At 70.9% G+C, this 26893-nt stretch carries 15 protein-coding genes and 2 pseudogenes; 7 read left to right on the top strand and 10 right to left on the bottom strand.

All coding sequences use genetic code 11. The features are described from left to right. Positions 1-302: 302 nt before the first annotated feature. The 6 genes and pseudogenes from ABZW30_RS35895 to ABZW30_RS35870 all read right to left on the bottom strand — a co-directional run bounded on the left by ABZW30_RS35895 (position 303) and on the right by ABZW30_RS35870 (position 10795). Entirely contained in the window at positions 303-2132 is a 1830-nt protein-coding gene (locus ABZW30_RS35895) for a serine/threonine-protein kinase (RefSeq protein WP_355675448.1), read from the bottom strand. 223 nt (positions 2133-2355) lie between these two features. Then, positions 2356-2706 (bottom strand): annotated as a pseudogene (locus ABZW30_RS35890) (family 1 glycosylhydrolase); the annotation flags it as partial. A 29-nt stretch (positions 2707-2735) separates the two neighbouring features. Then, on the bottom strand, positions 2736-3962 hold the full coding sequence (locus tag ABZW30_RS35885) for a TIGR02679 family protein (RefSeq protein ID WP_355675447.1): 1227 nt from the start codon (positions 3960-3962) through the stop codon (positions 2736-2738). Further along, positions 3959-8053, bottom strand: coding sequence for a TIGR02680 family protein (locus ABZW30_RS35880; protein WP_355675446.1), 4095 nt, complete (start codon positions 8051-8053; stop codon positions 3959-3961). Before ABZW30_RS35880 ends, ABZW30_RS35885 begins: the two co-directional genes overlap by 4 nt. A gap of 16 nt (positions 8054-8069) precedes the next feature. Next, positions 8070-9284 (bottom strand): TIGR02678 family protein, encoded by a 1215-nt coding sequence (locus tag ABZW30_RS35875; protein WP_355675445.1) that lies wholly within the window; start codon positions 9282-9284, stop codon positions 8070-8072. Further along, positions 9281-10795 (bottom strand): TIGR02677 family protein, encoded by a 1515-nt coding sequence (locus tag ABZW30_RS35870; protein WP_355675471.1) that lies wholly within the window; start codon positions 10793-10795, stop codon positions 9281-9283. Before ABZW30_RS35870 ends, ABZW30_RS35875 begins: the two co-directional genes overlap by 4 nt. Positions 10796-11354: 559 nt before the next feature. Between ABZW30_RS35870 and ABZW30_RS35865 the strand changes: the two genes are divergently transcribed. Next, entirely contained in the window at positions 11355-16895 is a 5541-nt protein-coding gene (locus ABZW30_RS35865) for a DUF4011 domain-containing protein (protein WP_355675444.1), read from the top strand. 259 nt (positions 16896-17154) lie between these two features. On the opposite strand, the gene ABZW30_RS35860 is transcribed toward ABZW30_RS35865, so the two are convergent. Then, the gene (locus ABZW30_RS35860; RefSeq protein WP_355675443.1) at positions 17155-18495 is read right to left on the bottom strand and encodes a GH1 family beta-glucosidase; all 1341 of its coding nucleotides are present in this window, start codon (positions 18493-18495) and stop codon (positions 17155-17157) included. An 83-nt stretch (positions 18496-18578) separates the two neighbouring features. On the opposite strand from ABZW30_RS35860, the pseudogene ABZW30_RS35855 reads away from it, so the two are divergent. Beyond that, positions 18579-18924 (top strand): annotated as a pseudogene (locus ABZW30_RS35855) (transposase); the annotation flags it as partial. 291 nt (positions 18925-19215) lie between these two features. Here ABZW30_RS35855 and ABZW30_RS35850 read toward each other — a convergent pair. Then, a complete protein-coding gene (locus ABZW30_RS35850) occupies positions 19216-19716 on the bottom strand; it encodes an SRPBCC family protein (RefSeq protein ID WP_355675442.1) in 501 nt (166 codons plus the stop codon). Between the two features lie 140 nt (positions 19717-19856). On the opposite strand from ABZW30_RS35850, the gene ABZW30_RS35845 reads away from it, so the two are divergent. The 4 genes from ABZW30_RS35845 (at position 19857) to ABZW30_RS35830 (ending at position 24474) form a co-directional block, all read left to right on the top strand. Beyond that, positions 19857-20756, top strand: a complete 900-nt coding sequence (locus ABZW30_RS35845; RefSeq protein WP_355675441.1) for a helix-turn-helix transcriptional regulator — start codon at positions 19857-19859, stop codon at positions 20754-20756. A 185-nt stretch (positions 20757-20941) separates the two neighbouring features. Further along, entirely contained in the window at positions 20942-21907 is a 966-nt protein-coding gene (locus ABZW30_RS35840) for a hypothetical protein (protein WP_355675440.1), read from the top strand. Between the two features lie 133 nt (positions 21908-22040). Further along, positions 22041-22946 carry an MBL fold metallo-hydrolase gene (locus tag ABZW30_RS35835; RefSeq protein WP_355675439.1) on the top strand — a complete coding sequence of 302 codons (906 nt, stop codon included), beginning with the start codon at positions 22041-22043 and terminating at the stop codon, positions 22944-22946. 82 nt (positions 22947-23028) lie between these two features. After that, positions 23029-24474 (top strand): carboxylesterase family protein, encoded by a 1446-nt coding sequence (locus ABZW30_RS35830; protein ID WP_355675438.1) that lies wholly within the window; start codon positions 23029-23031, stop codon positions 24472-24474. Positions 24475-24532: 58 nt separating this feature from the next. Here the strand turns inward: ABZW30_RS35830 and ABZW30_RS35825 are convergent, their stop codons facing one another. Then, positions 24533-25453 (bottom strand): DUF2867 domain-containing protein, encoded by a 921-nt coding sequence (locus ABZW30_RS35825; protein WP_355675437.1) that lies wholly within the window; start codon positions 25451-25453, stop codon positions 24533-24535. A gap of 53 nt (positions 25454-25506) precedes the next feature. Here ABZW30_RS35825 and ABZW30_RS35820 point away from each other — a divergent pair, with 53 nt between their 5' ends. Beyond that, positions 25507-26091 (top strand): TetR/AcrR family transcriptional regulator, encoded by a 585-nt coding sequence (locus ABZW30_RS35820; RefSeq protein ID WP_355675436.1) that lies wholly within the window; start codon positions 25507-25509, stop codon positions 26089-26091. A gap of 438 nt (positions 26092-26529) precedes the next feature. Here the strand turns inward: ABZW30_RS35820 and ABZW30_RS35815 are convergent, their stop codons facing one another. Beyond that, complete coding sequence (locus ABZW30_RS35815) at positions 26530-26757, bottom strand: hypothetical protein (RefSeq protein ID WP_355675435.1); 228 nt, start codon at positions 26755-26757, stop codon at positions 26530-26532. Between the last annotated feature and the right edge of the window lie 136 nt (positions 26758-26893).

Below are 26893 nucleotides of genomic sequence, written 5' to 3'. Positions count from 1 at the left end.
CCCGGCCACAGGCGACCGGGCCGCCCCGAAGCCGTCCCACCGGCTTCCCGTCGATCCGCCAGGGAATACCTGGCAGATCGACCTGGGAAGGCCTGTGGCCCGCTCTGCTCACCATGTCCCGACTGCCCGGGCTGGACGGCGAGTCGACCGGCAGCCTGGGCTGCCCTGGAAATCCGTGGTCCTCGTTGATCTGCGCTTCAGCACGTGATGTCTGACGAAGGCCACGAAGGAGCGTCGTCGGCCTCGGCCCCGGGCTGTCCGCCACCGTGTGGACGTCCACTCCCGTGCCCGCTCGAACGGGGTCAGGAGCTGCGTTGCCAGGTGCTCAGCGAGAGCTTGACCTCGCCGGTCTGTACGTCGGCGGTCTCGATGGTCGCGATCGCGATGCTGTTGGCGGTGCGGTCGCGGATGCAGAGCAACCGGCCGCCGTTCACCTGGGCGAAGCCGACGTTGGCTCTGGGCTGGGTGTCGATCGCGGCGTTGCACTGGGCCGGGGTGGACGACGGGTCGGTCAGCACGGCGAAGTCGGAGAGGTCGAAGCCGGCCGCGCTGAAGGAGTCGGCCGAGGCGCTACCGGTGGGGCTCTGGTGCGTCAGGGCGAGCGCCCACTTGGGAGTGGTCACGGCAGGGGCCGTCTTGCCGCCGACCAGGTCGACCTGGTACGCCTGGGTGGCGTACAGGCTCGCCGGGATGTTCAGTTCGACCTTGTTCACCACCGGGGTGTAGCTCCCCGCCGTAGCGGGCGCCGAGCCGCCGCCGACCGAGCCGGGTGCGCTGGGCGCGCCGCCGGCCGACGAGGCGCCGGCGCTCGCCGCGCCGGCGGCCGCGCTGGTGGGCGCGCTGGTGGGCGCGGTTGCGGGAGCCGTCGTCGACGCGACCGGGGACTTCACGGCGGCCGGGGCCTGGGCGGCGTCGCTGCCGCTGGTGGTCGACTTGTCGTTCCGGGTCAGCAGCACCCCGGCCAGCGAGCCCCCGAGCGCCACCACCACGGCGATGGTCAGCAGGGTCTTCCAGGAGACGCCTTTCGCCTTGGCCTGCGGCGGCGCGAGGGGCGGCGCAGCCTCGGCGAGCGGAACGGTCTGCTCCGGATATCGCGCACGTGCGGTGGGCATCTCACTGAGCGGTGGTGGGGGAACTGCCGCCGGCGTCGGGGTACCGAGCGAGGGCACCGAGTCCAGGACGGTGGGGGTCGGCAGCGTCCTGGGCAAGTCGGAACGGCGGGTGATCTCGGTGGCCACCGGCGCGGGGAGCCAGTCGTCGGCGAACCGCAACTGCCCACCGATCTCAGGGTGGTTGCGGACGATCTCGATGATCTCGGCCGGCAGGGGACGGTCCTCGGGCGACTTGGCCAGGCAACGCTCCAGCAGCGCGCGCAGCTCGGCGGGCACCGCGTCCAGCTCCGGTGGCTCGTGCACCACCCGGTAGAGCACCGCGGTCTCCGGCCCCTCGCCGAACGGCTGCACGCCGCTCGCCACGTAGGCGGCCAGCGCGCCCAGCGCGAAGACGTCGGTGGCGGGGGTGACCGCCGCGCCCTGGGCCTGCTCGGGCGCCATGAAGGCGGGCGAGCCGATCCGGACCCCGGTGCCGGTCAGCGCGGTGGTGTCAGCGGCCCGGGCGATGCCGAAGTCGATCACCCGCGGACCGTCGGCTGCGACCATCACGTTGGCGGGCTTCAGGTCGCGGTGTACCACGTTGACGCTGTGGATCGCCTGCAGCGCCTCGGCGATGCCGCCGAGCAGCAGCAGCACGGTGCGCACCGGCAGCCCGCCGTGCTCGCGCGCCACCTGCTGCAGCGAGGGGCCCGGCACGTAGGCGGTGACCAGCCAGGGGGTGTCGGCCTCGGTACCGGCGTCGATCACCTGGGCGGTGTACAGGCCGTGGATCCGCTGGGCGTTGGCCACCTCCCGGGTGAACCGGCGGCGGAACTCGGGGTCCTCGGCGAACTCGGTGCGGACCACCTTGAGGGCCACCGGGCGTCCGCCGGGGGTGTAGGAGAGGTAGACCCGACCCATCCCGCCAGCCCCCAGACGCGCGTACAACCGGTAACCGGCTACTTCGGTCGGGTCGTCCGCCTGGAGGGGCTGAAAGGCGGGTGGCGGCGATGCGGCGTGGTGGAGATCGTCTGCAGGCATGGGCAGGGATTAGCCTTACTGTGCGTCACTTGTGGAAATTCAGGCAGCCCTTGAATTCGGCTGGAATGCTCTGTCGGAACCGGCCTCGCGCGGATTCCCGGACGGCATTCACGTGCCGCCGGCAAGGGTCGCTCGGTGATTCGCTTCTTGATTGCTCCTGTCACCCCGGGCAAGCCTCCCCGGCGACGAGGCCCACGGGCGTCAGTAGAACTACGCATTCCGACTACGTAATCCACCGGGTTCCGCCGGCCCCGAGCCTGCCGGCACGGATCCGCACGCCGGGACAACGGCGCCACCCGCGCCTGCAACGACCACCACTCCGAGGTCCACACCTCGGCCTCGACCGGCGACTTCCCGCCCATACCCACGGAAATTCGCGGCGCACAGCCCGAAACAAGGCTGGAGTACCATGGCGGGAAATCTCAAAAGGGGTGGACAACGATGACATCCGATTCCCCCGCGAGGCCCGGGCCCGATGGGCGGCGATCAGGTCGCGATACCAGGCGTACGAGGCCCTCGGCGCGCGCCTCTGCGTTTCGAAGTCGACGTGGACGAGACCGAAAAGCTGGTGGTAGCCCTCAGCCCGTCGAACAGGCTGTCATTCTATTCGTGTCGGTGGTCTGCCAAGTCGTCGAGGAGGAGGTCGGCGACCACCTCCTCCACCACTGTGGTGCGCAGTTCAGCCATGGAGTCGACGAGCGCCCGGTCCCAAGGGGCGGCGGTGAGGCGACCCGGATCGGGGCCCGAGGGAACCCGGGGCGCGACGGCGCGATAGTCGGCGGCTGCCATCCGCCAGGGGACGGCTCCGGTCTTGGCGAGGACGTGGGCCGCGATGCGGATGCCCTCGCCGTCGAAGTCTCCGTGGTAGCGCAGGGAGGCGCCGTCGTCGGCGAGTCGACGCAGCAGGTGGATCACGGCGGTGTTGGGCCAGCCGGAGGTGCAGACCAGTGGCGGGCAGTGATGACCGAAGCGGCGCAGGGACAGGGCGAGCACGCTGGGGTTCTCGGTGATGTGCACCGGCCCCGCAGGGCCAGTGCAGTCACCGGGCGTGCGGAGTTGGGCGAGGGTGAGACTGACGGGATGACCGGAGTCGGCGCAGATGCGGGAGACCCGCGCGACCGGGCCGTCGCCGTCGAAGCGCAGACCGACGGCGAGCACGGTGGCGGAGAGCTGATCGTCGGCCACCCCGGCCCGGCTCCAGAGCACTCGCCGGGTCTCGGCGCTGTCCGGCAGGTCGGTGCCGTACAGCACCGCCAGGGCGCGCAGGACGAGGCCGGACAGCCGGGTCCCGTCGTCGAGGGCGTGCGAGTCGCCGTCGAGGAGGCGGGCGGCGAGGACCGGTAGTGGCTCGCCGTCGGCAGGAAGTGCGGCGAGGACGGCCAGCGCGGTGGTCAGCAGTGACCGGGTCCGGTCGGGTGAGCCGTCGATGAGGCCGTTGGTCCGCAGGTGGCCGACCCATTCCAGGAGAGCGGGCTGGGCAGTGACCACGTCGTGGCCGGCCAACCACTCCCACAGGGCGTCGCGTTGGGAAGCCTTGCGTTTGCGCTCGGCGGCCCGGTCGTGGATCGGGCCGAGGATCGCGGTCACTATGTCCCGTACGGGCCGGCCGCAGGCGTCCAGCACGGCACCATCGAGTCCGGCGAGGGAAATCGTCGGCTCGGTATCGGGAAGCCGGTCGAGTCCGAGGAGGTCGGCCAATGCCTCCCGGCCTGCGTCGTCGAGCGGTCCGGATCGCACCCGGCTGACAGGGCGACCGGTCGAGAGACGGTCGTGGACGGCCGACCAGAGAGGTCGAAGTTCAGGGAGGTCGAGAGGGTGGCGGTCCGTCATGCCGGTTCCTCCGCGTCGGCCTCGTCGGGTAGCAGGTCGGTGCCCGTCCAGGTGAAGCGGGCGCTGGTGACGGCATCGTCGCCGTCACCGCCGGTGATCAGCTGGTGGACGGCGATGCCGGAGAGCTCCCGGTAGGTGCACCACTCGTGGTCGGAGGTGAGCACCAGGTCGAGGTCGAGCGCCGCGAGGAGGCCGAAGACCTGCCCGCGGTTGAGGGTGTCGACGCCGACGAAGACCTCGTCGAGCAGGATCAGTCGCGGCGACTGCGGCACCGCCTCGTAGTGGGCCGCCACGGCAGCGAAGAGCGGCAGGTGGAGGGCGATGGCCTTCTCGCCGCCCGAGAGCGCGCCGTGGAGCTTCTTGGTGAGCAGTTGCCACCCGGAGCCGTTGGCGCGGTCCAGCTTGACGACGAACTGGTGCCAGGCCGTGTAGTCGAGGACGTCGGCAAGCTGCTCCTCCCATGTGGACGCCGTGTTACGGGACTTGGCCTCCTCGATGCGGCCCCGGAAGAAGGCGTGCAGGGCCTCGCGGTCGGCTTCGGTGATCCGGGCCGGGTCCTTGAGCAACAGTTCGCGGGCCGCCCGGGTGCCGGCGGGCAGGTCGGGGTGGATCTGCCACACCAGACGGACGGCCACCCGTGAGGCGGTGCGGACCCGTTCGAGGTGGCCGTTCATCCGCTCGACGAGTTCCCCGGCCTGGCGGATGCGGGAGGCGAGGTGGCGACGGGTGTCGCCGGTGAGGGTCCGGTCGAAGAGACTGCGTTCGGCGGCGGTGATGTCGTCCTGGCTTCGGTCCCGGTCGCCGGTGAGGAGGGAGAGGAGGCCGGTCGCTCCGAGCCGGATGCCGTCGATGGTGGCGGTGAGGACGTGGATGTCCTCTTCGGCTTCGAGTTCGAGGTCGGCACGACTGCTGAGGCTCTGGCGGGCACGGTGGACGGCCTCGGAGAGGCGGTTGAGGGAGTCGCCGAGGTTCCTGGCGCCGTGCGGCAGGTTGGGCCACGTGGCGGCGGTCTCGCGCGCCGCTTCGAGGGTGGCACGCGTGCCGTCCAGGGCGGTGAGGGTGAGGCCGAGGCCCGCGTCGTCGGGGAATCCGAGGACACAGAGGCGGCGGAAGCCGTGGGCGGCCTCGTTGCGGGCCGCCACGGCGTCGTCGCGTCGGGCCGCGTCCTGGGCCATGGTGGCGCTCAGCGAGCCGATCCGGCCTTCGAGGGCGATGAGTGCCCGGGTGCCGGCTTCGATCTCATGGCGGGTCCGGTCGAGCGACGTGCGGAAGTCGCTGATCCGGCTGGCCACTCGGCGGTAGTCCTCGCCAACGGTGCTCTCGGCGGCCTGGAGCGTGGCTCGGAGCGCCCGGGCGGCGGCCTCGGCGGCCTCGGCTTCGGTCAGGCTCTCGGCCGCTGCGCCCCGGGACGCCTCGGCATGGCTGCGGGCGGTGTCCCAGGCATGCCGGGCGGCCCACCAGGCGAGGTGGGAGTCGAGCCAGACGTCGGCCAGTTCGCGCAGCGCGTCGACTGCCGTGGCGGTCGCGTCCAGGGCGGCGCGTTCGGTCGGCAGGGCGTGCTCGGCCGACGCGACGGCGAGTGCACGCAGCGCGGCCGCGACCGCGTTCTCCTGCCGCGCGAGTTGATCGACGGCCTCGCGAACGGCGTCCTCGCGAGCGCCCACGTCGGACTCGGACCGCTCCCAGGCGCGCTTGGCCTGGTCCAACTCCCGGTGGTGTGGCCGGGAACGCAGGTCGGCACCGAGGCGCGTCCGGCGGTCGGCGAGGGTGCGCAGCTGCGCCTCGAAACCGTGGACGGTGGTCTCGGCCTCGGCCAGTTCGGCGGTGAGGCCGGCGACGCGCCGCTGCCTGGCGCGTTCCCGGGCCGCGGCTCCGATGTGGCTGGCTTGCTCCTTGGTCCAGGAGCCGACCGCCGTCGCCAGCCGCCAGCTTCCGTCGGCCGCCACTGCGGCCGGGTGGCCCGCCGGGAGTGCGGGGAGGGTGGGGCCGTAGGCGATGCCGGCGAGCAGCCGCCGTACCTGACCGGCCGGCACCGGCCCGTCGGGTTCGGGAGCCAGGACGTCGAGCAGCGAGAGGCCCGACGCTGGCACGGCCGACACCGGGTCCACCAGAGTGTCGTGGCCAGCGACGGCGATGCCGCCGTCGGGGGTCATCCAGGCGTCCAGCAGGCCAGCCGCTTCCAGGGCCGCCTCGATGCCTGCTTGGTCGGCGGGCGGCACTTCCGGCCGGAACGCCAGCAGGCGCCACAGCGGTGCGCCCGGCAGTGCCGACCGGTCGGCGGTGCGGGTGCGAGGCGGCACCGGCGGCAGATCGGCCGCGGCCGCAGTGCGTTCCAACTCCTCGGCGAAGCAGTCGCGCCGGGCGCGGGCGACGTCCCGGTCGCCCCGAGCGGTCGTCTCCTCGGCGGTGATGGCGCTCTCCGTCGCGCGGGCGGCAGCCTCGACCAGCACGAGGACGTCGGTCTCGACGGCGGCGCGGGAGGCGAGCTCCTCGGCGTCGTCGACGTGCAACTCGGTGCAGTCCGCCGTCGCCCACCGGCGCAGCAGGTCGGCGTGCGCGTCGACGGCCGACTCGTAGGCGCGGGCGTTCCCGTCGCGCCGCGCGGTCGCCTCGGCCAGGCGCTCGCGCGCCGTGTCGAGGTGGTGCTCCGCTGTCGTCCGGTCCGCGACGGACCGCTCGTGGTGTTCGACGGCGGCGCGGACCCGGGTGATCTGGCCGTGCCGCGAGGCGACCGCGCCACGCAGCAGGCGGCGTGCGGTGCGCCCTTGCTCCCCCGTGTCCCCGGACGTGCCGGGTGGGGTGTCGAGTACCGTCTGCACCTCGGTGCAGACGGACTCCATGGCTGCTCGCCGCGCCGCGCCCCGGGTGTCCTCCCGGGCGGCGCGGGTGTGCTCGGTCCACTGCTCGGAGCGCAGCCGCGCGTCGTCGGCGCGCTCGGCGTCCTCGTCGGCCGTGTGTGCCTTCCGGTCGGCGGCGGCGCGGAGACGGTTGGCCGTCCCGACGGCCTGGTCGGCCCTGCGGCGGAGCTGGTCGAGTTCCAGACCCTGCCGGTAGACCTCGGAGTCGAGCAGCCCCTCGATGGCGCCGTCGATCTCCTGTCGCCGGTGTTCGAGCTCCTCCTTCGCCTCCCTGCTCTCGTCGCGCCGGCGCAGGGCTTCGGCGTGTTCCTCCTCGCTCTCCCGGGCGATGCGGGTGAGGTTGTCCATCTCGGTCGTCGCCGAGATGAGCGCCGCTGCCCCGGCGCGCAGGACGCGCTGGGCGTAGCCGCGTTGCTGGTTCGCGACGGCGGTGGCCGCGGCCACTTCGTCGTCCAGGGTCTTCAGGTGCTCGCGCTGGCGGTCGAGGCGTTCGAAGCCCTCGGCCAGTTCGGTGATCTCGCCCTGGCCGAGCGGGGGCAGGGCCCGGGAGAGCAGGGAGGACAGCAGCGACGGATCCAGGCGCTCGGACAGCTTGGGGGTGCGGAGCTGGAGCAGTGCGGTGATCAGGGCGTCGTAGCGTTGCTCGTTCAGCCCGGGGAAGAGCGTGCTCCGGACCGTGGTGCGGTAGTCGGTCGGTGATCCGTGCAGCTCGCCCCGGCCTTGCAGGGCTTCGGCGAGGGCTGCACGGGTGAGCGGCTGGCCCGCGTCGTTGACCAGGGCGAGGCCCCCGGGGCGGTCGATCCGTGCGCCGGTGGTGAAGTAGTCGGCGGTGACGTTGGTGGTGTGCACGCTGGCCTGGAGTCTGGCGCCGCAGGTGAAGCGGACGGGATCGCCGTCGTCGCGGACGAACTCCAGCCACACGTACCCGACGCGGGTCTTGCCCGAGGTGCCCTCGCCCATCAGGTTCCAGTGCATGGTGCGCTCGGAGCCGCCGAAGGTGGACAACCGGTTGGGGCGCAGGCTGGCGTCGAGCAGGAACGGCAGCAGCACCTCCAGCGCCTTGGACTTGCCGGTGCCGTTCTGCCCCCGTAGGAGCAGTCGGCCCTCGTGGAAGGTGAAGGTCTCGTCGTAGTAGCGCCAGACGTTCAGGATGCCCGCCCTGGCGGGCTGCCAGCGCGCCCCTGCCGCCGTCGCCCGGGAGGCGCGGGACTGCGGAAGTTCCGTCACGGTCATCGGAGTTGTTCCCTCATCAGGTTGCGGGGCAGTCGGCAACGGTGGTCCGGTACCGGAACGCCGCGGGGCGGGGGACGGTACGGTCGCCGATCCGTCGGGCCAGGCCGAAGTCGGTCAGGACGCGAACCGCGTCGGCCGTCAGGCGCTGGGCTCCGTCCTCCGACTGGTAGCTCTTCGCCCACTGCGGGAAGCGCCGCAGGAGTTCGTTCGCCTCGGCCGTGAGCTGTTCCGGTGTCAGCCCGCCCGGGGCGGCCGTCAGCGGTTCCAGCAGGAGCAGGGCGGCCACTCGGGCCGTCGCGGAATCGTCCGGGAAGCGACTGTCGGTGGCGATCCCGTCCGGGTCGACGAGCAGCAGTCCGTCGGCCCGCTCCTCCAGGACGAAACCGGCCTGCTCGGCGGCGCGCCGGACGATCTGGCGGCCGGTCGGCGAGGTGAGGTAGGCCAGTTCGTCGGCGGAGAGCTCGTCGTGGTGGAGGACGGGATCGTCGAAGAGCCGGCGCAGCAGCGAGTGCCGCAGCCGGAGGTTGCGTTGTGCGTCGGAGGCGTCGGCACCGCCGTACCGGCTCTCGCGCACGGTGCCGCGCAGGAGTTCCTCGTACCGCAGCGGTATTTCCTCCGCCGGTACGGCCAGCCGGGACGGCCCGACGGGCGCGGCGAGCAGCCGCATCAGCACGGTGGCGTCCACGCGGTAGAGCACCTTGGCCTGCGCCGAGTCGGCGAAGCTCTCGGTGACACCGTCCACGATGAGGAGCGCACCGTAGGACTCCAGCAGCTTGAGGACGTCCACGAAGGCCATCCGCTCGGGCCTGCTCGCCGTGTCGAAGGGCGGCAGCGCCTCGTCGGTGGCACAGGCCTGGACGACGCGGTCGGCGAGCAGGCCGACCGTCGTCACCGGGACCGGGAGCAGCTCGGCGGCGACGACGCACAGCAGGACGTAGCGGCGGCGGTCGAACGGCGCCCTGCCGGACCGCAGCCGACGGGCGGGGCGCGAACCGTCCGGGACGGCCCGGATCTTGAACAACCGCGCGTACCCCAGGCGCGGCTCCACCACCAGCTGCCAACCGCAGTGGTAGTCGAACCACTTCGTCAACGGGTCCTGGCGGCGGCGGATCAGCTCGAAGGCCGGCGGGTCGCCGCGCTCGGTGATCAGCGGCCGACCGAGCAGCAGTCTGATGCCCCGGGCGACGTCCTGCCGCTCGGCCAGGACCAGTTGGTTCGCGAGGGTGCTCATCCCGTCTCCCGTCCGGCGGGCTGCCGCGCGCTGCCCGGGCTGCGGATCTCCACCAGGTAGTCAGGCCCCTCCAGCCTCCCCCGAGGCGTCCGCAGGACGGCTCGCCCGCCGCCGGGCAACGGCCGGAGGACGACCTCGACGCGGCCGTCCGAGGTAACCGCCCGACGCGCTCCGCTGCCGTCCGGCCGGACGACCAGCGCCCGGCCGAGGAGGTCGAGCAGTCGCTCGAAGACGGCGTGGTCCAGCGTGCCGAAGCCGGAGAGCCGTACCGGGCCGTCGGTGCCCAGGACGTCCCAGGCCGCTTCGAGTTCGGCTCGCTCCTTCCGGGCCCGCTCGGCCCGGGCCGCCTTGATCCCTCCGATGTCGCGCACCTTGCCGGTGCGCGTGAACCGCTCGGTGCGACCGCTGGTGCGCAGCAGGGCCGAGACCTCCACCGGCGGGGCCTGCGCCCACGTCCCCGATGATGGCACCAACTCCGGGTCCGGGTGGGCGAGATGGGCATGGCGGGCCGGCCCGATCCCGAAGGCGGCCGACCACAGGCGATGCATGTCGTCCTCGCCGGGCGCCGCGGCGAACCAGCGGGCCAGTTCCCGGAAGTCCTGCACCGCGCTGGACGAGCGGCGCCGCGACTCGGTGATCCGGTCGAGGACCTGGAGGAGCGTCACGATCGCGCGACGCGCGACGTCGTGCAGCTGTTCCACCCGGGGTCGTGACCCGTCCGCCGGCCGGAACCAGGCCCGAAGGCCCTCCCAGCGCGCCCGACGCCGCTCCAGCCAGGCCGGCGCGGGATCGCCGTCGGCGACCGGCGGCAGCTCGGCGCCCCGCAGTGCCCGCTCGTGCAGCAGGCTGAGCCCGCGCTGCTGGACCCGCTCCACCGCGGTGGCCACCGTCTGACCTCGCTGGTCGAGGTTGACGAGGAACTCCTGGAGGTAGGCCACCGTCGCAGCCTTCACCTCGCGGAAGGTCGCCAGGTCCGCACCTTCGGCGCGCAGCAGGCGCTGCAACTCGCCGTTGAACGCCTTGGTGTTGGCCAGCAGCGCTTCCAGGTGGCCCTCCAGCTCCTGCAGCGTGGTGAAGACCCGGCGGTCCGAGGACGCGCAGTCCCCCAGCAGGACGTACAGCTCGTCGAGCCGGTCCGCGATCGCCTCCAGCACCGCGGCCTGGAGTGCTCCCGTCGAGGCGAGCACGGACAGGGCGTGCTCGACCCCGGCGAACGCGGCCTCGCCGCGCCGGGTCAGCGAGTACTGGAGGTTGCGGCGCTCGTACTCCTCAGCGGTGCGGTAGTTCTCCGCGTGGTTCTGGACGACGTCCAGCAGCTGCCACTCCCTGAGCTTTCGCAGTGCCTCCTGGAGATCGTCGTCGTGGACCGCGTCCAGCCAGCCGACCGTCCGCAGACGGGTGCGGACTTCGTCCAGCCCGAGCGCGGTCTCCAACCGTTCGTTGGCCGCGCCGAAGGCCTGAAGGATCGCACCGTAGAGTTCGGCCTTGTCCCCCGTCGTGAACCGGAACATCTCCGGCGGCACCCTGCGCAACTGCTGCCCTCCCCCTCCGTCGGGCACCACAGTACGCGGACGCACTGACGTGCCGAATGCACTTCCTGCGTCTGCGCGGACCGACCACGTGGTCGAGGTCCTTCGCCCCGGCCGCGTGATCCGACCCTCGAAGGCTCCTCAATGCAGCCTGGTCCGGTGTTCCGGGCCGAGCGGGAGGAACTCGCCGAGGACCTCGCGGGCCAGCAGCGCGGCGGCATCGCCAAGGGGCTCTGGATGCCTTCGGAACCCCCTCGCCGACGAGTACGCGCTCCCTCACGAGGAGGACGATGTGGTGGACCCGACCGACCTCGTGGACCAGGCTCCCGAGCCGGCTCCGCCTGCCGAGCAGTTGCTCCTCGACCTCGGATTCGACACCGACGAGTGATCCACCGTCCGGTGCCCGGCAACCGCCGGGCACCGGGCCCCGAACGCCGGGTCTCAGATCGGCCACGAACGCCATCGGCGTCGCACCACGCACTAGGCTCATTCAGCGCGCTCATCTGCGTACCCTGCTTATGACAGAACGGAGTTGTCCGGCTTGGAACACCGACGCCCCGGAAGCCGGAGTGGCACCGACCCGCTGGAGGGACTGCTCGACCACTGGCAGCGGGCCCTCATCGATCTCGGCTTCCGTAACCGGCTGGTGAGCTACCGCCGCACCAGGAACCAGGCCGGCATGGACATCACCGCTCCGGGAATGTCCGCCATCCTCGACCGGCTCACCGACGGATGCGTCTTCGCGCCGGTCAAGGAGCCCGAACCGGACGCCGCAGCGACGCAGTCGGCCCTGCCCGTACAGCTCGACAAGCCATTACGACAGGCGGTGGCCCTGGCCGGGAGCCGACCGATCGACACACCGGCCTCCCGGGCCGGTGCCAGGCGCCCAGTCCAGCGAGTCGAACTCGTCACCTCGAAGGCGACGCAGGCCGAGCAGGACCGCCATCTGCGGCGGCTGGTGACTGTCGCGAAGGAGAAGTTCAACGACTACGGCCTGTGGGTGCTCCATCTGGGCGTCGGTTTCCTGAAGTGGCGACCGGCACCGTCGGCGGAGAGCGTCGTCTCACCCCTGGTGCTGGTGCCCGTGACGCTCCGCCGGTGGAAGGGCGACTCCTACCTGCTGGAAATCAACGGCGACGAGGAAGTGACCCTCAACCCGGCCCTGGCGATCAAGATGGAGGAACTCGGGGTCGATTGGCCGAGTCCGGAACAGGTCGACCTCCCCGATGTCCCTGCGCTGCTGGACCAGGTTCGCCGGAGGGCCTCGAAGCGCGAGGGATGGTCGGTCGATGACCGGGTCGTGCTCGACGCCTTCAACTCCAGCAAGGAGGCCATGTACCGCGACCTCAAGGAGAACCGGACTCGAATCCTGAAGAGCCACCTGGTTCGCGCGATCGGCCTGGGCGGAAGCTCGAACCTTCCCGCCACTACCTTCGACTTCGACCCTGTTCCGCTCGACCGGATCGACCAGCTCCAGCCTCCCGAGCAGACTCCACTCGTCCTGGACTCCGATTCTTCCCAACGCCAGTGTGTGGCCGCCGCCGTCGAAGGCCGGAGCTTCGTCATGGACGGGCCGCCCGGCACCGGCAAGAGCCAGACGATCACCAACATCATCGCCGGACTCCTGGACCAGGGGCGAACCGTCCTCTTCGTCAGCGAGAAGGCGGCAGCTCTCGACGTCGTGCGCAACAGGCTCAAGGACGTGGGTCTCGACGACTACGTGCTGGCCCTGCACAGCAACACCATGGGCCGGAAGCAGGTCGCCCAGGAACTCGGCAGGGCACTCGAAGCCCCGCCGCGCTCGTTCCCCGGCCCCAGAAACGGCGAACGCTCCGCGGTGAAAGATCTCCGCGAAGAACTCTCCGGCTACGCCGCGGCGATGAACGAGCGCCGCGCCGGCCTCGGTGCGTCCCTCCACACGGTCCTCGGCCGCATCGCCCTGCTGGAGCACGTCCATCCGCTGCGCCCGGAACCGTCCTTCGACGCCAGCGGGCTGACGGAGGAAGTTCTGCGCCAGATCACCGAGGCCGCCGGCTGGATCGCCCGATCCTGGCGTCCCGCCGTTGAGGGCGAGGCCTTCGTCTGGCGGGACCTTTCCGGCGTTCGTGGCGAACTGGAGGCCTTGGACCGAGCGTTGGAGAAGCTCGACGGCATCCGCCGCACTCTCGCCCCGCACGCGGCCCTGCTCCGCGCCATGGGGTGGGAGGGCCTGCACGACGCGGCCCGTCTGGTCGAAGCACTGCGCGTGAGCGAGAAACGCCCCACGCTTCCCGTCGCCTGGCTGGGCCTGGACTTCCCCCACCTCAGCTCCACAGTCGAGTCGTTCATCGGGCGGTACTCCCACGCCGTGGAGGCAGAACAGCGAGCGGTGGCTGCGCTCGGTGCCAGCTGGGTGGATCTCGCATCGACCGGATCACGTGCCGAGGCGACCGAGTGGTCCGCGCCCTCGAACCTCCCGTCCTCGACGCTGGATCTGACGGTCCTGACAGCCGACCAGGCGATGGCACTGGTCGCTCAGCTGGCGACCGACGCCGATGCGCTGGACCAGGCCTGCCAACTCTCCACCGGCGCCGCCAGGATGTACGGCGTTCCGGAGCCGGTCACCAGCGAGGACGCCCTCCGACTGGCTCGGCTGGCCGCATTCTCGGCTGTCCCGCCCACGCAGAAGCCGCCTGCCCGCTGGCTGACCCCGGAAGGGCTCAGCGCCGCCCGGACGGCCCTGTCCCGCTTGTCAGAGGCGATCGACAACCTGCGAGCGGCACGGGGCAAGGCCCAGCAGGTCTTCACCGACCGTGTGCTGGAGGAGGAGTCGTTGGAGGAGGTCGCACAGCGCTTCGCCACCGTTCACCAGACCTTCGCCGGCCGGTTCTCGGCCGGACGCCGAACCGACCGCCGACTCGTCCGCACGCTACTTCCGCATCAGGGCAAGTGCACCAAGCACGTCATCGCCGCGCTGCCCAGCGCAGTCGCATGGCAGAAAGCCCAGCAGGCACTGGCGCAGGAAGCCCGGTTGGAGAGCCAGGCACTGGCACACCTCTGGAAGGGCGAGGACACCGACTTCGACGCCGCCGCCGACCTGCTCGTCCGCGCCGAGGAGATCTTGGATCTCGCGCCACGGGTGACGAACCCGGAGGCCCTGCGAGGAGAACTCGCGCACGGCGGAAGTCCTCGCACGGCGGCTCGGACCGCCGCGTCGCAGGCCGCGGAGATCCTCACCCGGTGGCGGGACTCGCTGGTCCCCCCGCCGGCCGTCGGCGCTCCCTACACACTGGAGGACGAACCGATCGCCTCGGCCGCCCGGTGGAGCCGGGACCAGCTGCCGCCGCTCCAAGCGGCGAGGGACGTACTGCAGACCGTGGGCTCGGTGTCGGGCCGCACCCACTGGACCCTGCGCGGCGCGCTGGATGCCCTGAAGCTGGTGTCCGACGCCGTCGCGGCGAACGAGCAGTTCGAGGCTCCCGCCGCACAGGACCGGCAGTTCCTTGAGGACCTCTACCGTGGACGCGCCACCGATCCGTCGGCTCTCCGAGCGGCCGTCGTGTGGGTCGCCGAGCTGCGGAAGGCATGTGGCCTCGTCACCGGCCAGGTCTTCCGGGTCGAGAGCTCGAAGCCGCTCCACGCCGCCAGGCGGGATGCGGAGCTGGAGGACTCCGTGGCCGGCTGGTCCCGCGCGAGCGCCCAGCTGACCGGGTTGTTCATCGCCGAGCGGGAGCAACAGCTGCAACTCGCCCTGACGCGGGACCTCGCGTCCGCCGAGGCCCTGCTGGCCCAGTTGGACGGTGACCGCGGTGGGCCGGACGACTGGGCGGCGTATCTGCGCGGCCGACGGGTGCTCGATGCGCGGCACCTCGGCGATCTGGTGGTGCGGGCCGTCAAGGCGGGCGTGGAACGGGACGACTTCCGCGCCGTCGCCGAGAAGGCCGTCCTCCGTTCATGGGCGGACCGCGTCATCGAGAACGACGGCCGACTGCTCTGGACCCGGTCCCAAGACCGTGACGACCGGGTGACGGAGTTCCGGAAGGTCGACCGGATCCTGCTCGAACACGCCCGGATCCAGGTGGCACGAGCCTGCGACGCCCGTCGGCCCGGTGTGCTGCGTGACGCGAGCACCAGACTGCTGAACACCGAGGGCCGCAAGAAGACCCGTCACAAGCCGGTCCGTACGCTGCTCAATGAGGCGGACAAGGCCGTACGGCTCGTCAAACCCTGCTTCATGATGAGCCCGTTGATGGTCAGCAGGCTGCTCCCACCGGACTTCATGTTCGACGTGGTCATCTTCGACGAGGCATCCCAGGTCCTGCCGCAGGACGCCATCAACTGCGTCTACCGCGGCCGTGCCCTGATCGTCGCGGGCGACGAGAAGCAGCTCCCGCCGACCGCCTTCTTCACCGCGGGCGAGGACGAGGACGAGGACGACGCCGTCCCTGGCGAGGCGGAGGACAGGCCGACCAGCTACGAGTCCCTGCTCACCCTGGCCAAGGGCAGCGGGATGATCAAGAACCTCTCACTGCGCTGGCACTACCGCAGCCGCCACGAGCACCTGATCGCCTTCAGCAACCACGAGTTCTACAAGCAATCGATGACCACCTTCCCAGGTGCGCTGGCCGACAGCCCTGACGTGGGCGTGGCCTTCGTACGAGCGGCGGACGGGTGCTACCAGCCCGGAGCCGGTGCTCGTAACAACCCGCTGGAGGCCAGGGAGGTGGCCCGCCGAGTGATCCACCACTTCGACACCCGTTCTGGCCGCTCGCTCGGCGTGGTCGCCCTCTCCCAAGCCCAGGCGGACGCCATCCGGGAAGCCGTCGACGACGCCAGGCATGGCCGACCCGATCTGGACGAGCACTTCTCCGAGGACCGCCTGGACGGTTTCTTCATCAAGAACCTGGAGACCGTCCAGGGCGACGAACGCGACGTCATCATCATGTCGGTCGGTTACGGCCCGCAGCAGCCCGGCGGCAAGGTCTCCCGCAACTTCGGCCCGATGAACCGGGCGGGCGGCTGGCGCCGCCTGAACGTCGCCGTGACCCGAGCACGGTACCGGGTCGAGGTCGTCGCCTCCTTCGACCCCGACGAGCTCGGCGAAACCGGAGGCGAGAGCTTCCGCTACTTCTCCCGCTACCTCAAGTACGCCAAGCACGGCCCCTCCGTTCTGGCGCAGGAACTGGAAGGAGAGGAAGCACCTCCCGAGAGCCCGTTCGAGGAATCGGTGCTGGAGGTACTGCAAGGCTGGGGCTACACCGTACGGCCGCAGGTCGGCGTAGCCGGCTACCGGATCGACTTGGGCGTCCGCGACCCTCGACGGCCGGGGCGGTACGCACTCGGAATCGAGTGCGACGGTGCGATGTACCACTCGTCGAAGGCGGCACGGGACCGGGACAGGCTTCGCGAGTCCGTACTCTCCGGCTTGGGCTGGAATCTGCACCGGATCTGGGGCACGGACTGGTACCGCAACCGGGCAGGCGCCGAGGCTCGGCTCAAGGAAGCTGTCGAGCGCGCGGTCGGCGCTCCGGAGCAACTGCACGAGGCGTTCGGCATCCCCGCCCAACAGACCTCGGACCGGACCGGCTCCGTACCGCCGCCCACCACGGCGGGCCCGGCTACCGCGCCCGCGATCCCTGCTCCCGGTTCTCCGGTCACGTCCCGACAGGAGCTGCTGTCAGGTCCTGTCGGACAGCGCATCGACCACGAGCTGAGCCAGATCCGTGCGCGGTTGGAGCAACGGACCTCGACCGACCATCGGTCCGGGCCGCGCACCCGAGCAGATCAGGTCCGGCGCGAGCGGGACCATCACGCCGACCTGGAAGCTCGCGCTGCCCTCCTCAAGGCCTACCTCACCGGCGACCGTACCGCTCCGGCCGACGTCGTCAGTCCCGGCCGCGTGGTGACCCTGTGCTTCGACGACGAGGACGGGGAGCAGGAGTTCGAAATCACATCGGGTAAGCCCTTCGACGAAGGAACCACCCAACTCAGCCCCTTCACCGCCCTGGGCAAGGCCCTCGCCGGCCACTCTGCCGGAACCACCGTCACTTGCGACGAGAACGGACGACGGCTGGCCGTCCACATCCGCAACATCCGCGAATGAGTACCGAGCGGGCGGCGGCCTGCCGCCGCCCGCTCGGTACCCCCGTCTGTAGTTGGCCTGAGGCGCCCGTCAGTCACGCCGCCCAGGTACACCTGATAGGCAGGCCGTTCGCTTCATATCCCCGGCACGCAACCGTGTTGGTGGTAGCCCTCGAGCCCGTCGAACAGGCGGTCTTTGTAGCGAGGCTCCGAATCGGAGACCTCGATGTGACCCAAATCGGCGATGTGGCACATGCGTTGAGAATCCCGCTGGCCCCCGCCTACTTCGCGGACCGCTTCCGATGGGCAGCGATCAGGTCCCGGTACCACGCGTACGAGGCCCTCGGCGTGCGGCGCTGCGTGTCGAAATCAACGTGGACGAGACCGAACTTCTGACTGAACCCCTCCGCCCACTCATAGTTATCAATCAGTGACCACGTGTAGTAGCCGCGGACGTCGGCGCCCTCGGTGATGGCTTGGGCCAGGGCGTCGAGGTGGGTGGCCAGGAAGTCGATGCGGGGTTGGTCGGGGGTGGTGGACTCTTCGACGGAGCAGCCGTTTTCGGTGACGGTGATGGGCGGGAGGGCCTCGCCGTACGACTCGCGCAGGTGGGCGAGGAGTCGGCGAAGGCCGTCGGGGACGACGGGCCAGCCGAAGGCGGTGTGGGGGACGTCGGGGATGTCGACGAGGTCGAAGGGGAGGGCTTTGTCGGTGGGGGCGGCGACGCGGGTGGGGTTGTAGTAGTTGAGGCCGAGGCCGTCGAGGCCGGGGGCGTGGATGAGATCGACGTCCTCGGGGCGGACGGCGCCGAAGATGTCGACGGGAACGCCGAGGGCGGAGAGGTCGGGGTAGCAGCCGAGGAGGACGGGATCGGTGAACAGGCGGTTGTGCAGGGCGTCGTAGGCCTCGGCGGCGGCCACGTCGCCGGGCGAGGGGGAAGCCGGCCACACCGGCGTGAGGTTGTTGGAGAGCATCACCTCCAGGCCCCGGTCATGCAGGACGGAGGCCGCCAACCCGTGGGCCAGGAGCTGGTGGTGGGCAGCGGGCAGGGCCTCGAACATCAAAGTGCGGCCGGGGGCGTGGGTGCCCAGCGCGTAGCCGAAGACCGTGTGGACGAAGGGCTCGTTGAGGGTGATCCACGTCGGGACGCGGTCGCCGAGGCGGTCGGCCATGACGGCGGCGTACTCGGCGAAGCGGTACGCGGTGTCGCGGTTGAGCCAGCCGCCCTCGTCCTCCAGCGCCTGTGGGAGGTCCCAGTGGAAGAGGGTGGGGAGCGGGGTGATGCCCGCTTCCAACAACGCGTCGACCAGGCGGTCATAGAAGGCGAGTCCGGCGGGGTTCACGGGCCCGGTACCAGTGGGCAGCACCCGCGACCAGGAGATGGAGAAGCGGTACCCGTCGAGCCCGAGCCCGCGCATCAGCTCGATGTCCTCGGCGTAGCGGTGGTAGTGGTCGCACGCCACCGCACCCGTGTGCCCGTCCCGGACGGCACCCGGGCGAGCCGCGAAGACGTCCCACACCGAGGGGCCGCGCCCGTCCTCGCTCACCGCCCCCTCGATCTGGTAGGCGGCGGTGGCGACACCCCAGCGGAACCCCGCCGGCAGGTCGAAGCGGTCCGGCATGACAGCCTCCTGACGCAAACGCGAGGAGGACTCATGTTACCGGTGCGGCACCGAAACACCAGAGGAGACCCGCAGCCGCCGGAGATCGGGTCCTTGAAGACGGCTCCTATCTCAGCACGGTCCACGCCGAGCAGGACCGCAAGGCCCGCCGCAACCCGGTGACCGCTCGGGTCATCGAGTACACCCTGGCCCGCACCGGCGAGGCCACGCTCTACCGGCTGATCACCACCCTCCTGGACCCGAAGCATGCACCGGCCGCCGAGTTGGCCGCGCTCTACACCCAGCGCTGGGAGATCGAGACCACCCTGGCCGAGATCAAGACCCACCAGCGCGGCCCCAGACTCGTCCTGCGCTCCAAGTGCCGAGCAGGAGGTCTACGGCCTCCTGCTCGTCCACTACGCAATCCGACAGTTGATGCACCAGGCCGCCCTGCACGAGGGCATCGAGATCACCGAACGCGTACTGCCCGAACGCCGCCAGCGGACCTGCCCCCGCGTCAACAAACGCAAGATGTCCAACTGGCCCCTCAAACGCGCCCACCACCGCAACTGGCCGCCGCCAGAATCGGCAACAGTCACCATCACCCAGCCAGGAACAACCTAAAGTCACTGGCATCGGGGCTAGGCCGTCTGACAGACAAGGACAGGAACCCGCGCCGGGAGGTCGACAACCTGCCTGCCGACGACGTCGCCCTCTCCGAAGGAGATCCTCGGCGCACCCTCACTCTTCGGCGATCCATTGAGCGAGGGAGATCAGAGTGGCTTCAACGCTGTTCGTCATGTAGTCGCGGAGTGAGTCGAGGTCGCCGCGGGTGGTGCCGAGCACCGGGTCGAGGCGCAGGAGCTGCCAGGACTGCTCGACGAGGGTTCCGCGTCCCTGGGGGCGGAAGGTCCAGCTCCACTGCACGATGCCGTCTTCGGCGCCGCCGACCACGAAGGTGAAGGCTTCGCCGGGGTCGGCTCGTACGACCTGGGAGCGGGTGGTCCATTGCCTGCCGTCCTTCTGATTGCGCCCGCTGAACCAGGCGCCTACCCGAGGCCCGGCGCCCTGGTCGAAGACGACGTCGGTCGCGTTGGGGCTCCAGCGGCTGATCGCGGACACGTCACTGACCAGGTCATAGACCCGGGTGGGTGGGGCATCGACCCATGCGCGTCGGGTGAAGGTGAAGCCCGCTGCGTCCAGAGCCTCGATGCGGTCGTGTTCACTGCTGATGGCGCTCACTGCGTCCTCCGGTGTGTGCGGGGTGGTGCCGGGTCGGCGACATCCACGTCACCAGCAGTCCCGCCGGAGAGCCAGACCGGCTGGTGCCTATCCACAGCTGGGTCAGGCTGAGCGTGTCGAGTCGACTCATACTCGGATCCATGACCGGAAAATCGCAGCTCGGGGACTTCTTGCAGGCTCGGCGCTCTCAGCTGCGTCCCGAGGATGTCGGGGTGCCCACCTATGGGGAGCGTCGGCGTGTGCCGGGCCTTCGGCGCGAGGAGTTGGCGCTGCTGGCGGGTGTGAGCGCCTCCTACTACACGCGGCTGGAGCAGGGGCAGTCGCTGAGCGCGTCGCCCGAGGTGCTGGACGCGATCGCGTCAGCTCTGCGGCTGGACGGCTCCGAGCGGCGATACCTGCATGACCTGGTGCAGGTGGACAGGCATCGCACTCGGGTCCGGCGGCCCGCACCGGAGCGCGTGACGGAGGCGACAAGTCAGTTGCTGGACGTGCTGGCTGACGTCCCCGCGATCGTGCTCGGCCGGCGCAGTGACGTGCTGGCGTGGAATCGCCTGGGCCACGCGCTGTTCGCCGGTCACCTGGACGGTGGCGCGCCGGACCTGTCGGCGCAGCGTCCCAACATGGCCAGACTGGTGTTCCTCGACGGTCATACCCGCGACCTGTACGCGGACTGGCCGAGCAAGGCCAGGGCGGTGGTGGGGAACCTGCGCCTGATGGCGGCCCGGCACCCGCAGGACCCGGCGTTGCACGTGCTGCTGGGTGAACTGAGCGCCAAGAGCTCTGAGTTCGCCTCGATGTGGGCCGACCACCGGGTCAAGGCGTGCACCGTCGCCAGCTACGAGATGCGCCACCCGCTGGTCGGCCCGCTGACCGTGGTCCAGCAGACCCTCAGTCAGGGGCCCGGCCCCAACATCGTGGTCGCCACCACGGAGGCCGAATCGCCCTCACGGGCCGCGCTGGCCCTCCTCGCCCAGGCCGTCGCCCAGAACACCATCCCGGCCGACCCGGTACGGACGGGGCCCCGGGTCGGCACCGCCTGACCCCGCACAACGCCACCGGGCGCTCGGCCGGCACCTGCGAGCACCCCTGCCCCACCCAGGCACGGCCGACGACCGGCCGCCGCCGCGAGCAGCCCCGGGGCCGCCCGGCCCCGAGCAGAATCCACCATTTCCCATCCGTGCGTCGGCGCGTTGCTGCCGCATGCCCGAAAACCAGTGAAGGAACCATGTTCAAGAAGCTCTCCAGGTCCGCTGTATCGGCGGCGCTCCTGGTCGCGGCCGCGGCCGCGGCAGTCAGCCCGGCGTCGGCGTCGGCCGCCTCCGCCCCGCTGAGCAGCGCACGAATCGCCGTGCACTTCGACCTGACCAAGGGTCAGACGCCGGAGAACATCGCCCTGGCACCAGGCGGCGCCGCATACGTCACCTTCGCCGAGGGCCGCCAGGTCGCCGAGATCTCCCCCAAGGGCACCATCCGGATCCTGGCCACCCTGCCCAAGCCCGCCGACGGGGGTATCCACACCCCGGCCCTGGGCTTCCCGCTGACCGTCGGCATCGTCCGTGCCCACGACGGCACCCTCTACTTCCTCTACGCCACCGGCACCCCCGACCTCACCGGCGTGTGGCGCCTGCGCCCCGGCGGCGAACCCCAGCGGATCGCCGCACTGCCCGCGGGCGGCCTGCCCAACGGCCTGGCCCTGGACCCTTGCACCCACACCCTCTACGTCACCGACTCCGTGCTCGGCACCATCTGGAGCGTGCCCACCACCGGCGGCACCCCCACCGCCTGGTCCACCGCCCCCGAACTGGCCCCCGCCGGGTTTCTCGGCGCCAACGGCCTGAAGATCCACAACGGCGCGCTGTGGGCCACCAACCTCGACAAGGGCACCGTCCTGCGCATCCCCATCCTCAGGGACGGGCGCGCCGGCGAGGTTCAGACCCGGGCCACCGGCCTGCCGGGGATCGACGACTTCGCCTTCACCGGCCACGGCGACCAGCTGCTGGCCGCCCTCAACGGCCCCAGCGAGGTCGCGCTCGTCCAGAGCGACGGCAGCCACTCCATCGTGCTGACCCCAGCCGACGGCCTGCAGAACCCCACCTCCATCGCCCTGCGCGGCGACACCGTCTACGTGCTGAGCGCCGCGTACGTCACCACCAAGGACCCCAACCTGATCCGCGCCCACCTGAACCACTAGCACTCCGCCACCCGCAACCGCACCCCCGGGGAAGCACACCAGCCCCCCGGGCCGCCCCGCTCTGCCGACACCGGGGCCGGCCCGTCACGGCCGCCCCCGGCCCACCGAGAAACCCGCACATCAGGAGCAGACCATGAAGAACACGCACGAGCTCGAACTCGGCGCCGTCACCGTCACCCGCATCGAGGAGATGCACGGTCCGATCATGCCTCCGGACCAGTTCTTCCCCGACCTGCCCGAGCATGCCTGGCAGGATCACCGCGCGATGCTGGTGCCCGACCACCTGGGTGCCGACGACGCCATGGTCACCATCGCGATGCAGACCTGGCTGCTGCGCAGCGAGGGCAGGACCATCCTGATCGACACCGGCGTCGGCAACGACAAGACCCGCCCGGCCGTAGCTGGATGGGACCACCTTCGGCTGGACTACCTCGGCAACCTCGCTCGCGCCGGTGTGCGGCCCGAGGACGTCGACCTGGTGGTCAACACCCACCTGCATGTCGACCACGTCGGCTGGAACACCCGCCTGACCGACGGTGCCTGGGTGCCCACGTTCCCGAACGCCACCTACCTGATGCCCAAGGCCGACTTCGAGTTCTGGAACCCGGCGAACAACCCGGACATCGCCGGCAGCGTCAACGAGAACGTGTTCGAGGACAGCGTCGCCCCCGTGCACGCCGCAGGCCAGGTCCAGCTGTGGGAGCACAGCCACGCCATCGACGGCAGTCTGCGCCTGGAAGCAGCCCCAGGCCACACGCCCGGATCCAGCGTCGTCAAGCTTCAGTCCGGTAGCGACCGGGCCCTGTTCGCCGGCGACCTGATACACACCCCCCTGCAGGTCATGCACCCCGACCACAACAGCTGCTTCTGCCAGGACCCGGCCCAGGCCCGCACCAGCCGCCGCAAGCTGCTCGGCTGGGCCGCCGACACAGGCGCCCTCGTGCTGCCCGCGCACTTCAGCGGCCACAGCGCCCTGGAAGTCGAGCACAAGGGCAGCGGATTCGTGATCAAGAACTGGGCTCCGATCACCCGGTACTGACCGCGACCTCGCCCCGGCCGCCGCTCCGGCCACCCCGGAGCGGCGGCATCCACCTGTGCAACCAGCACCAAGGAGATCCGAGATGGCACCCGCCGATCCCGCCACCGTCACCACCACCTCGGGCCGGATCCACGGCCGCCGCCACGAACACGGCACGGTCTTCCTCGACGTGCCCTACGCCGCCCCGCCCCTTGGACGCACGCGCTTCGCCGCGCCGAGCCCGCACGAACGGTGGACCGGGATCCGTGACGCGACGCGGCCGGGTCCGACCGCACCCCAGCCCACCCGGGACTCCTTCGGCACCCTCGACATGTCGCCCTACTTCGGCCCTGGCTGGCAGCGCGGCGATGACTACCTCACCATGAACATCTGGGCCCCGCAACAGGACGAACCGGCCCGGCCGGTCATGGTGTTCGTGCACGGCGGAGGCTTCGTCGCCGGCTCCAGCCGTGCACCGCTCTACGACGGAACGGCTTTCGCGCGCGACGGCGTCGTACTGATCACCGTCAACTACCGCCTGGGCATCGCCGGCTTCCTGCACCTGCCCGACGCCCCGGACAACCGCGGAATGCTCGACATCCTCGCCGCCCTGCACTGGATCCAGGAGAACGTCACCCGCTTCGGCGGCAACCCCGGCAACGTCACCCTCTTCGGCCAGTCAGCCGGAGCCATCATCGTCGGCGGCATCCTCGCCGACCCGGCCTCCTCCGGCCTGTTCCGACGAGCGATCATCCAGAGCGGCACCGGCACCGGCGCCTTCACTCCCGACCAAGCCGGCATCGTCACCGCGGCCCTCGGACGCGAGTTGGACCTCGAACCCACCGCCAAAGCCCTGGCCGACATCCCCGACGAGCGCCTCGTTTCCGTCACGGCCGACCTGACCGGCCTGGACCTGCGCACGTCCACCCACCACGACCCGCTCGGCGGTATCACCTCCTTCAGCCTGGTCAACGAGCACCAGCCGGCCACCGCGGTCGCCACCGGCCGGGGCAGCGAGGTCGACCTGCTGATCGGTGCCAATCTCGACGAGGGCAGTCTCTACCTGGCCCCGTTGGGACTCCTGGCGAGCACCACCGAAGCCGAACTCCTGGACACCGCCGCAAAGTTCCACCCCGACCCCGACAAGGCCGTCCGTGCCTACCGAGCACGGCACCCGTCCGCCTCGGCCGCCGAGCTGCGCACCACCATCCTCGGTGACGGTCTGTTCACAACCGGCACCCGGCAGATGGCCGCCGCACACGCGAGCGCCGCGGCCGGACACACATACTGCTACGAATTCGTCTGGCGCTCCGACGCAGTCGACGGGCGACTGGGCGCCAGCCATGTCATGGAGCTGCCGTTCGTCTTCGACCACCTGTCCCTGCCATCACTGCGCGGCCCACGAGGGCTCCTCGGCACCACCGAACCGTCCGCTCCTCTGGCCACCCGTATCCACCGATCGTGGATACGGTTCGCTGAGACCGGCAATCCCGGCTGGCCCGTCCACGAACCGGCCACGGGCCACGTCCAGCACATCGGCGTCACCTGACCGCCAACCGCGGGCAACGGCGCCGCGCGCTGATCCGACAAGAGAGACCGGACAGGACCTAGTACGTGCTAGAAGTCTTGCGGGGCTCCCGAATCCGGTCGCCGGCGGGCCGGGTCGCAAACGCTACCCGCCGGTGGGCCCGCCACAGCATCAGCCGTGCCATGTACGGGTGGACGCGGCGTACCACCGCGAAGTAGAGCCGGCCGCGCGTGTTGTGGAGCCGCACGGCGGTGGCCAGCGTCACGGAGTCGTCGTCGACCAGGACCGAAGAGCGGAAGTCCAGGTGGGAAGCATCCTTGCCGACCAGCAGCTCGCGGTCGGTGGCACCGTGTTCGGGGAGGGGCAGGACGTGCCGCCAGGCCTGCGGGTCGCGGTCCATCCCGGGGCTGAGCGGCATGCGCCAGGCGTCGGTGAAGTCGGGGCGCTCGACGGCGTCATGCAGCAGGCGGGCGTCGGCGGGGACGGGGACGGCGGCCGGGCGCGCCCAGAAGAGGCGGTTGACGAGCAGGGCGCGGGGCGAGCGATGGGCCGGTGGGTGGGGCAGGGTGCCGACGGCGGCCCGTTCGACGTTGTCGAAGATCTCCTCGACCATCGTGTCATGCACGGGCTCGATCGTCAGCTTGAAGAGGGCGAACGCCCCGGTGCCCATGGTCACTTCGAGGATGTGGGAGACCTGGCAGCGGTCCGGCCCGAGGGGTTCGACGTCGAGCCGGTGGTAGCCGACGCCGAGCGCCTCGTCAGTGATGTCGAACCGGACGGAGCGCCCGGGCTCGTAGGCGGTGACCCGGTAGCGGACCCGGCCGTGGCCGCCGTCGGCGCCGACGGCGAGCGGACCGTCGAGGACCATGGCGGGCCAGACCGGGGTGGGGAAGAGGCGGTCGTCGGGCGCGGAGAGCCGGTCGACGAGGGCGCCGACGGTCTCGGCCGGGGCCTGGACGATCCTCTGGTGGACGTTGCGTACCGTGCGCGCACTGCGCATGACCACACCTCCATACGGGAGCGTATGTTTTTCCATACGGTACCGTACGGAACATGCGTGAGTCTCGGCCCACCAAGGAACGACGCACCCGCCAGCGCCTCACTGCCGACGACTGGGCGGACGCGGCCCTGGCCGCGCTCGCCGAACGCGGCATCGCCGGAATCGCGGTGGAACCCCTCGCGGCGAGCCTGGGCGCCACCAAGGGCAGCTTCTACTGGCACTTCGCCAACCGCGACGCGCTCGTCGCGGCGGCCCTCGCCCGCTGGGAGGAGGTATCCACCGAGCGGATCATCCGGGCGTTGGAGGCATCCGAACCCGACCCCGCTGCCCGCCTCGGCGCGCTCCTGCGCGGGGCAACCGCCTCGGCCTCCGAGGAGCCCCTGGAGGTACGACTGCTCGCCGCGAGCGATCACCCCGAGGTCGCTGCGGCCCTCGCCCGCGTCACCGAGCGCCGGGTCGGCTACCTCGCCCACCTCTTCGAACTGCTCGGCTTCCCGCCGCCCGTGGCCCACCAGCGCGGCTTCCTCCTCTACACCAGCTACGTGGGCCACGCCCAGCTGGCCCACGCGGCCCCGAGCACTGTCCCAGCCGACCCCGCATATCTGTCCGCAGCCCTGGAGGCGCTCCTCAAGCGGTGACCTGGGCCGCCCACTGCGACTCGCGACACCGGGCCGCACCCGTCACCAAGGCAGCTCACCGCCCCAGATACCCGCGCCGAGGAACCGGCCGGGGCACGGCCAGTGACGACGGCGACGGTGAAGACCATGCAGGCGAGGAGGCGGAAGATCACGATCCACAGCAGGAGTACTAGGAGCAATGCCACTGACTTAACAGCGATCGCGAGCCGCTGACCTGTGGCGATGCTTCGGGCAGAGGGCCGCGGCAGAACGCAAAGTCACCGGCATTGGGCCGAGGCCGTCGGCAGCGGAACCTTCGGGATGCGGTGAGGCTGGGAGCGCGTCGGCACGATCGGATCCTCGCCCGGCCACCATCCCAGCATCAGGCCGGCCCCCGGGCGCCCGCGAGCGGCACGGCACGTGGACGAGGCCGCGGGCCCTGATCAGCGGCGCTCGGAGTCAGAGTTTGAACATCGCGGTGTACGGCGGGGTGATGCGCTCCTGCTGCGATCCGAAGTCGACAAGTACCGCGATGTCGCCGTCGCCTTCGAGGCCGATGACCCGGCCGAGGCCGTAGCTGTCGTGAGTGACGCGGTCGCCTACGGCGAACCGTTTGGGTGGCGCCTCGACCCTGGCTTTGAAGGGACTGGTGGGCAGGTGTCGCCGGACTGCTGCTGATTTCGTCATTGCGTCCAGTATGCGCCGGGAACCGTGGGAGCGGGCCCTGCGGGAGGACTCCGATTCGGACGGAAATTCGAGTCGCGGCGTTCGTCGTCTCCGCTGTTGCCGATGGCGGTCGACGTGGTTGGCCGCCCGCGACCGG

Source organism: Kitasatospora sp. NPDC004669, from assembly GCF_040609455.1.
Classification (GTDB): Bacteria; Actinomycetota; Actinomycetes; order Streptomycetales; family Streptomycetaceae; genus Kitasatospora.
The sequence above is the reverse complement of the archived record's forward strand: the minus strand, read 5'-3'. Positions and strand labels throughout refer to the sequence as shown.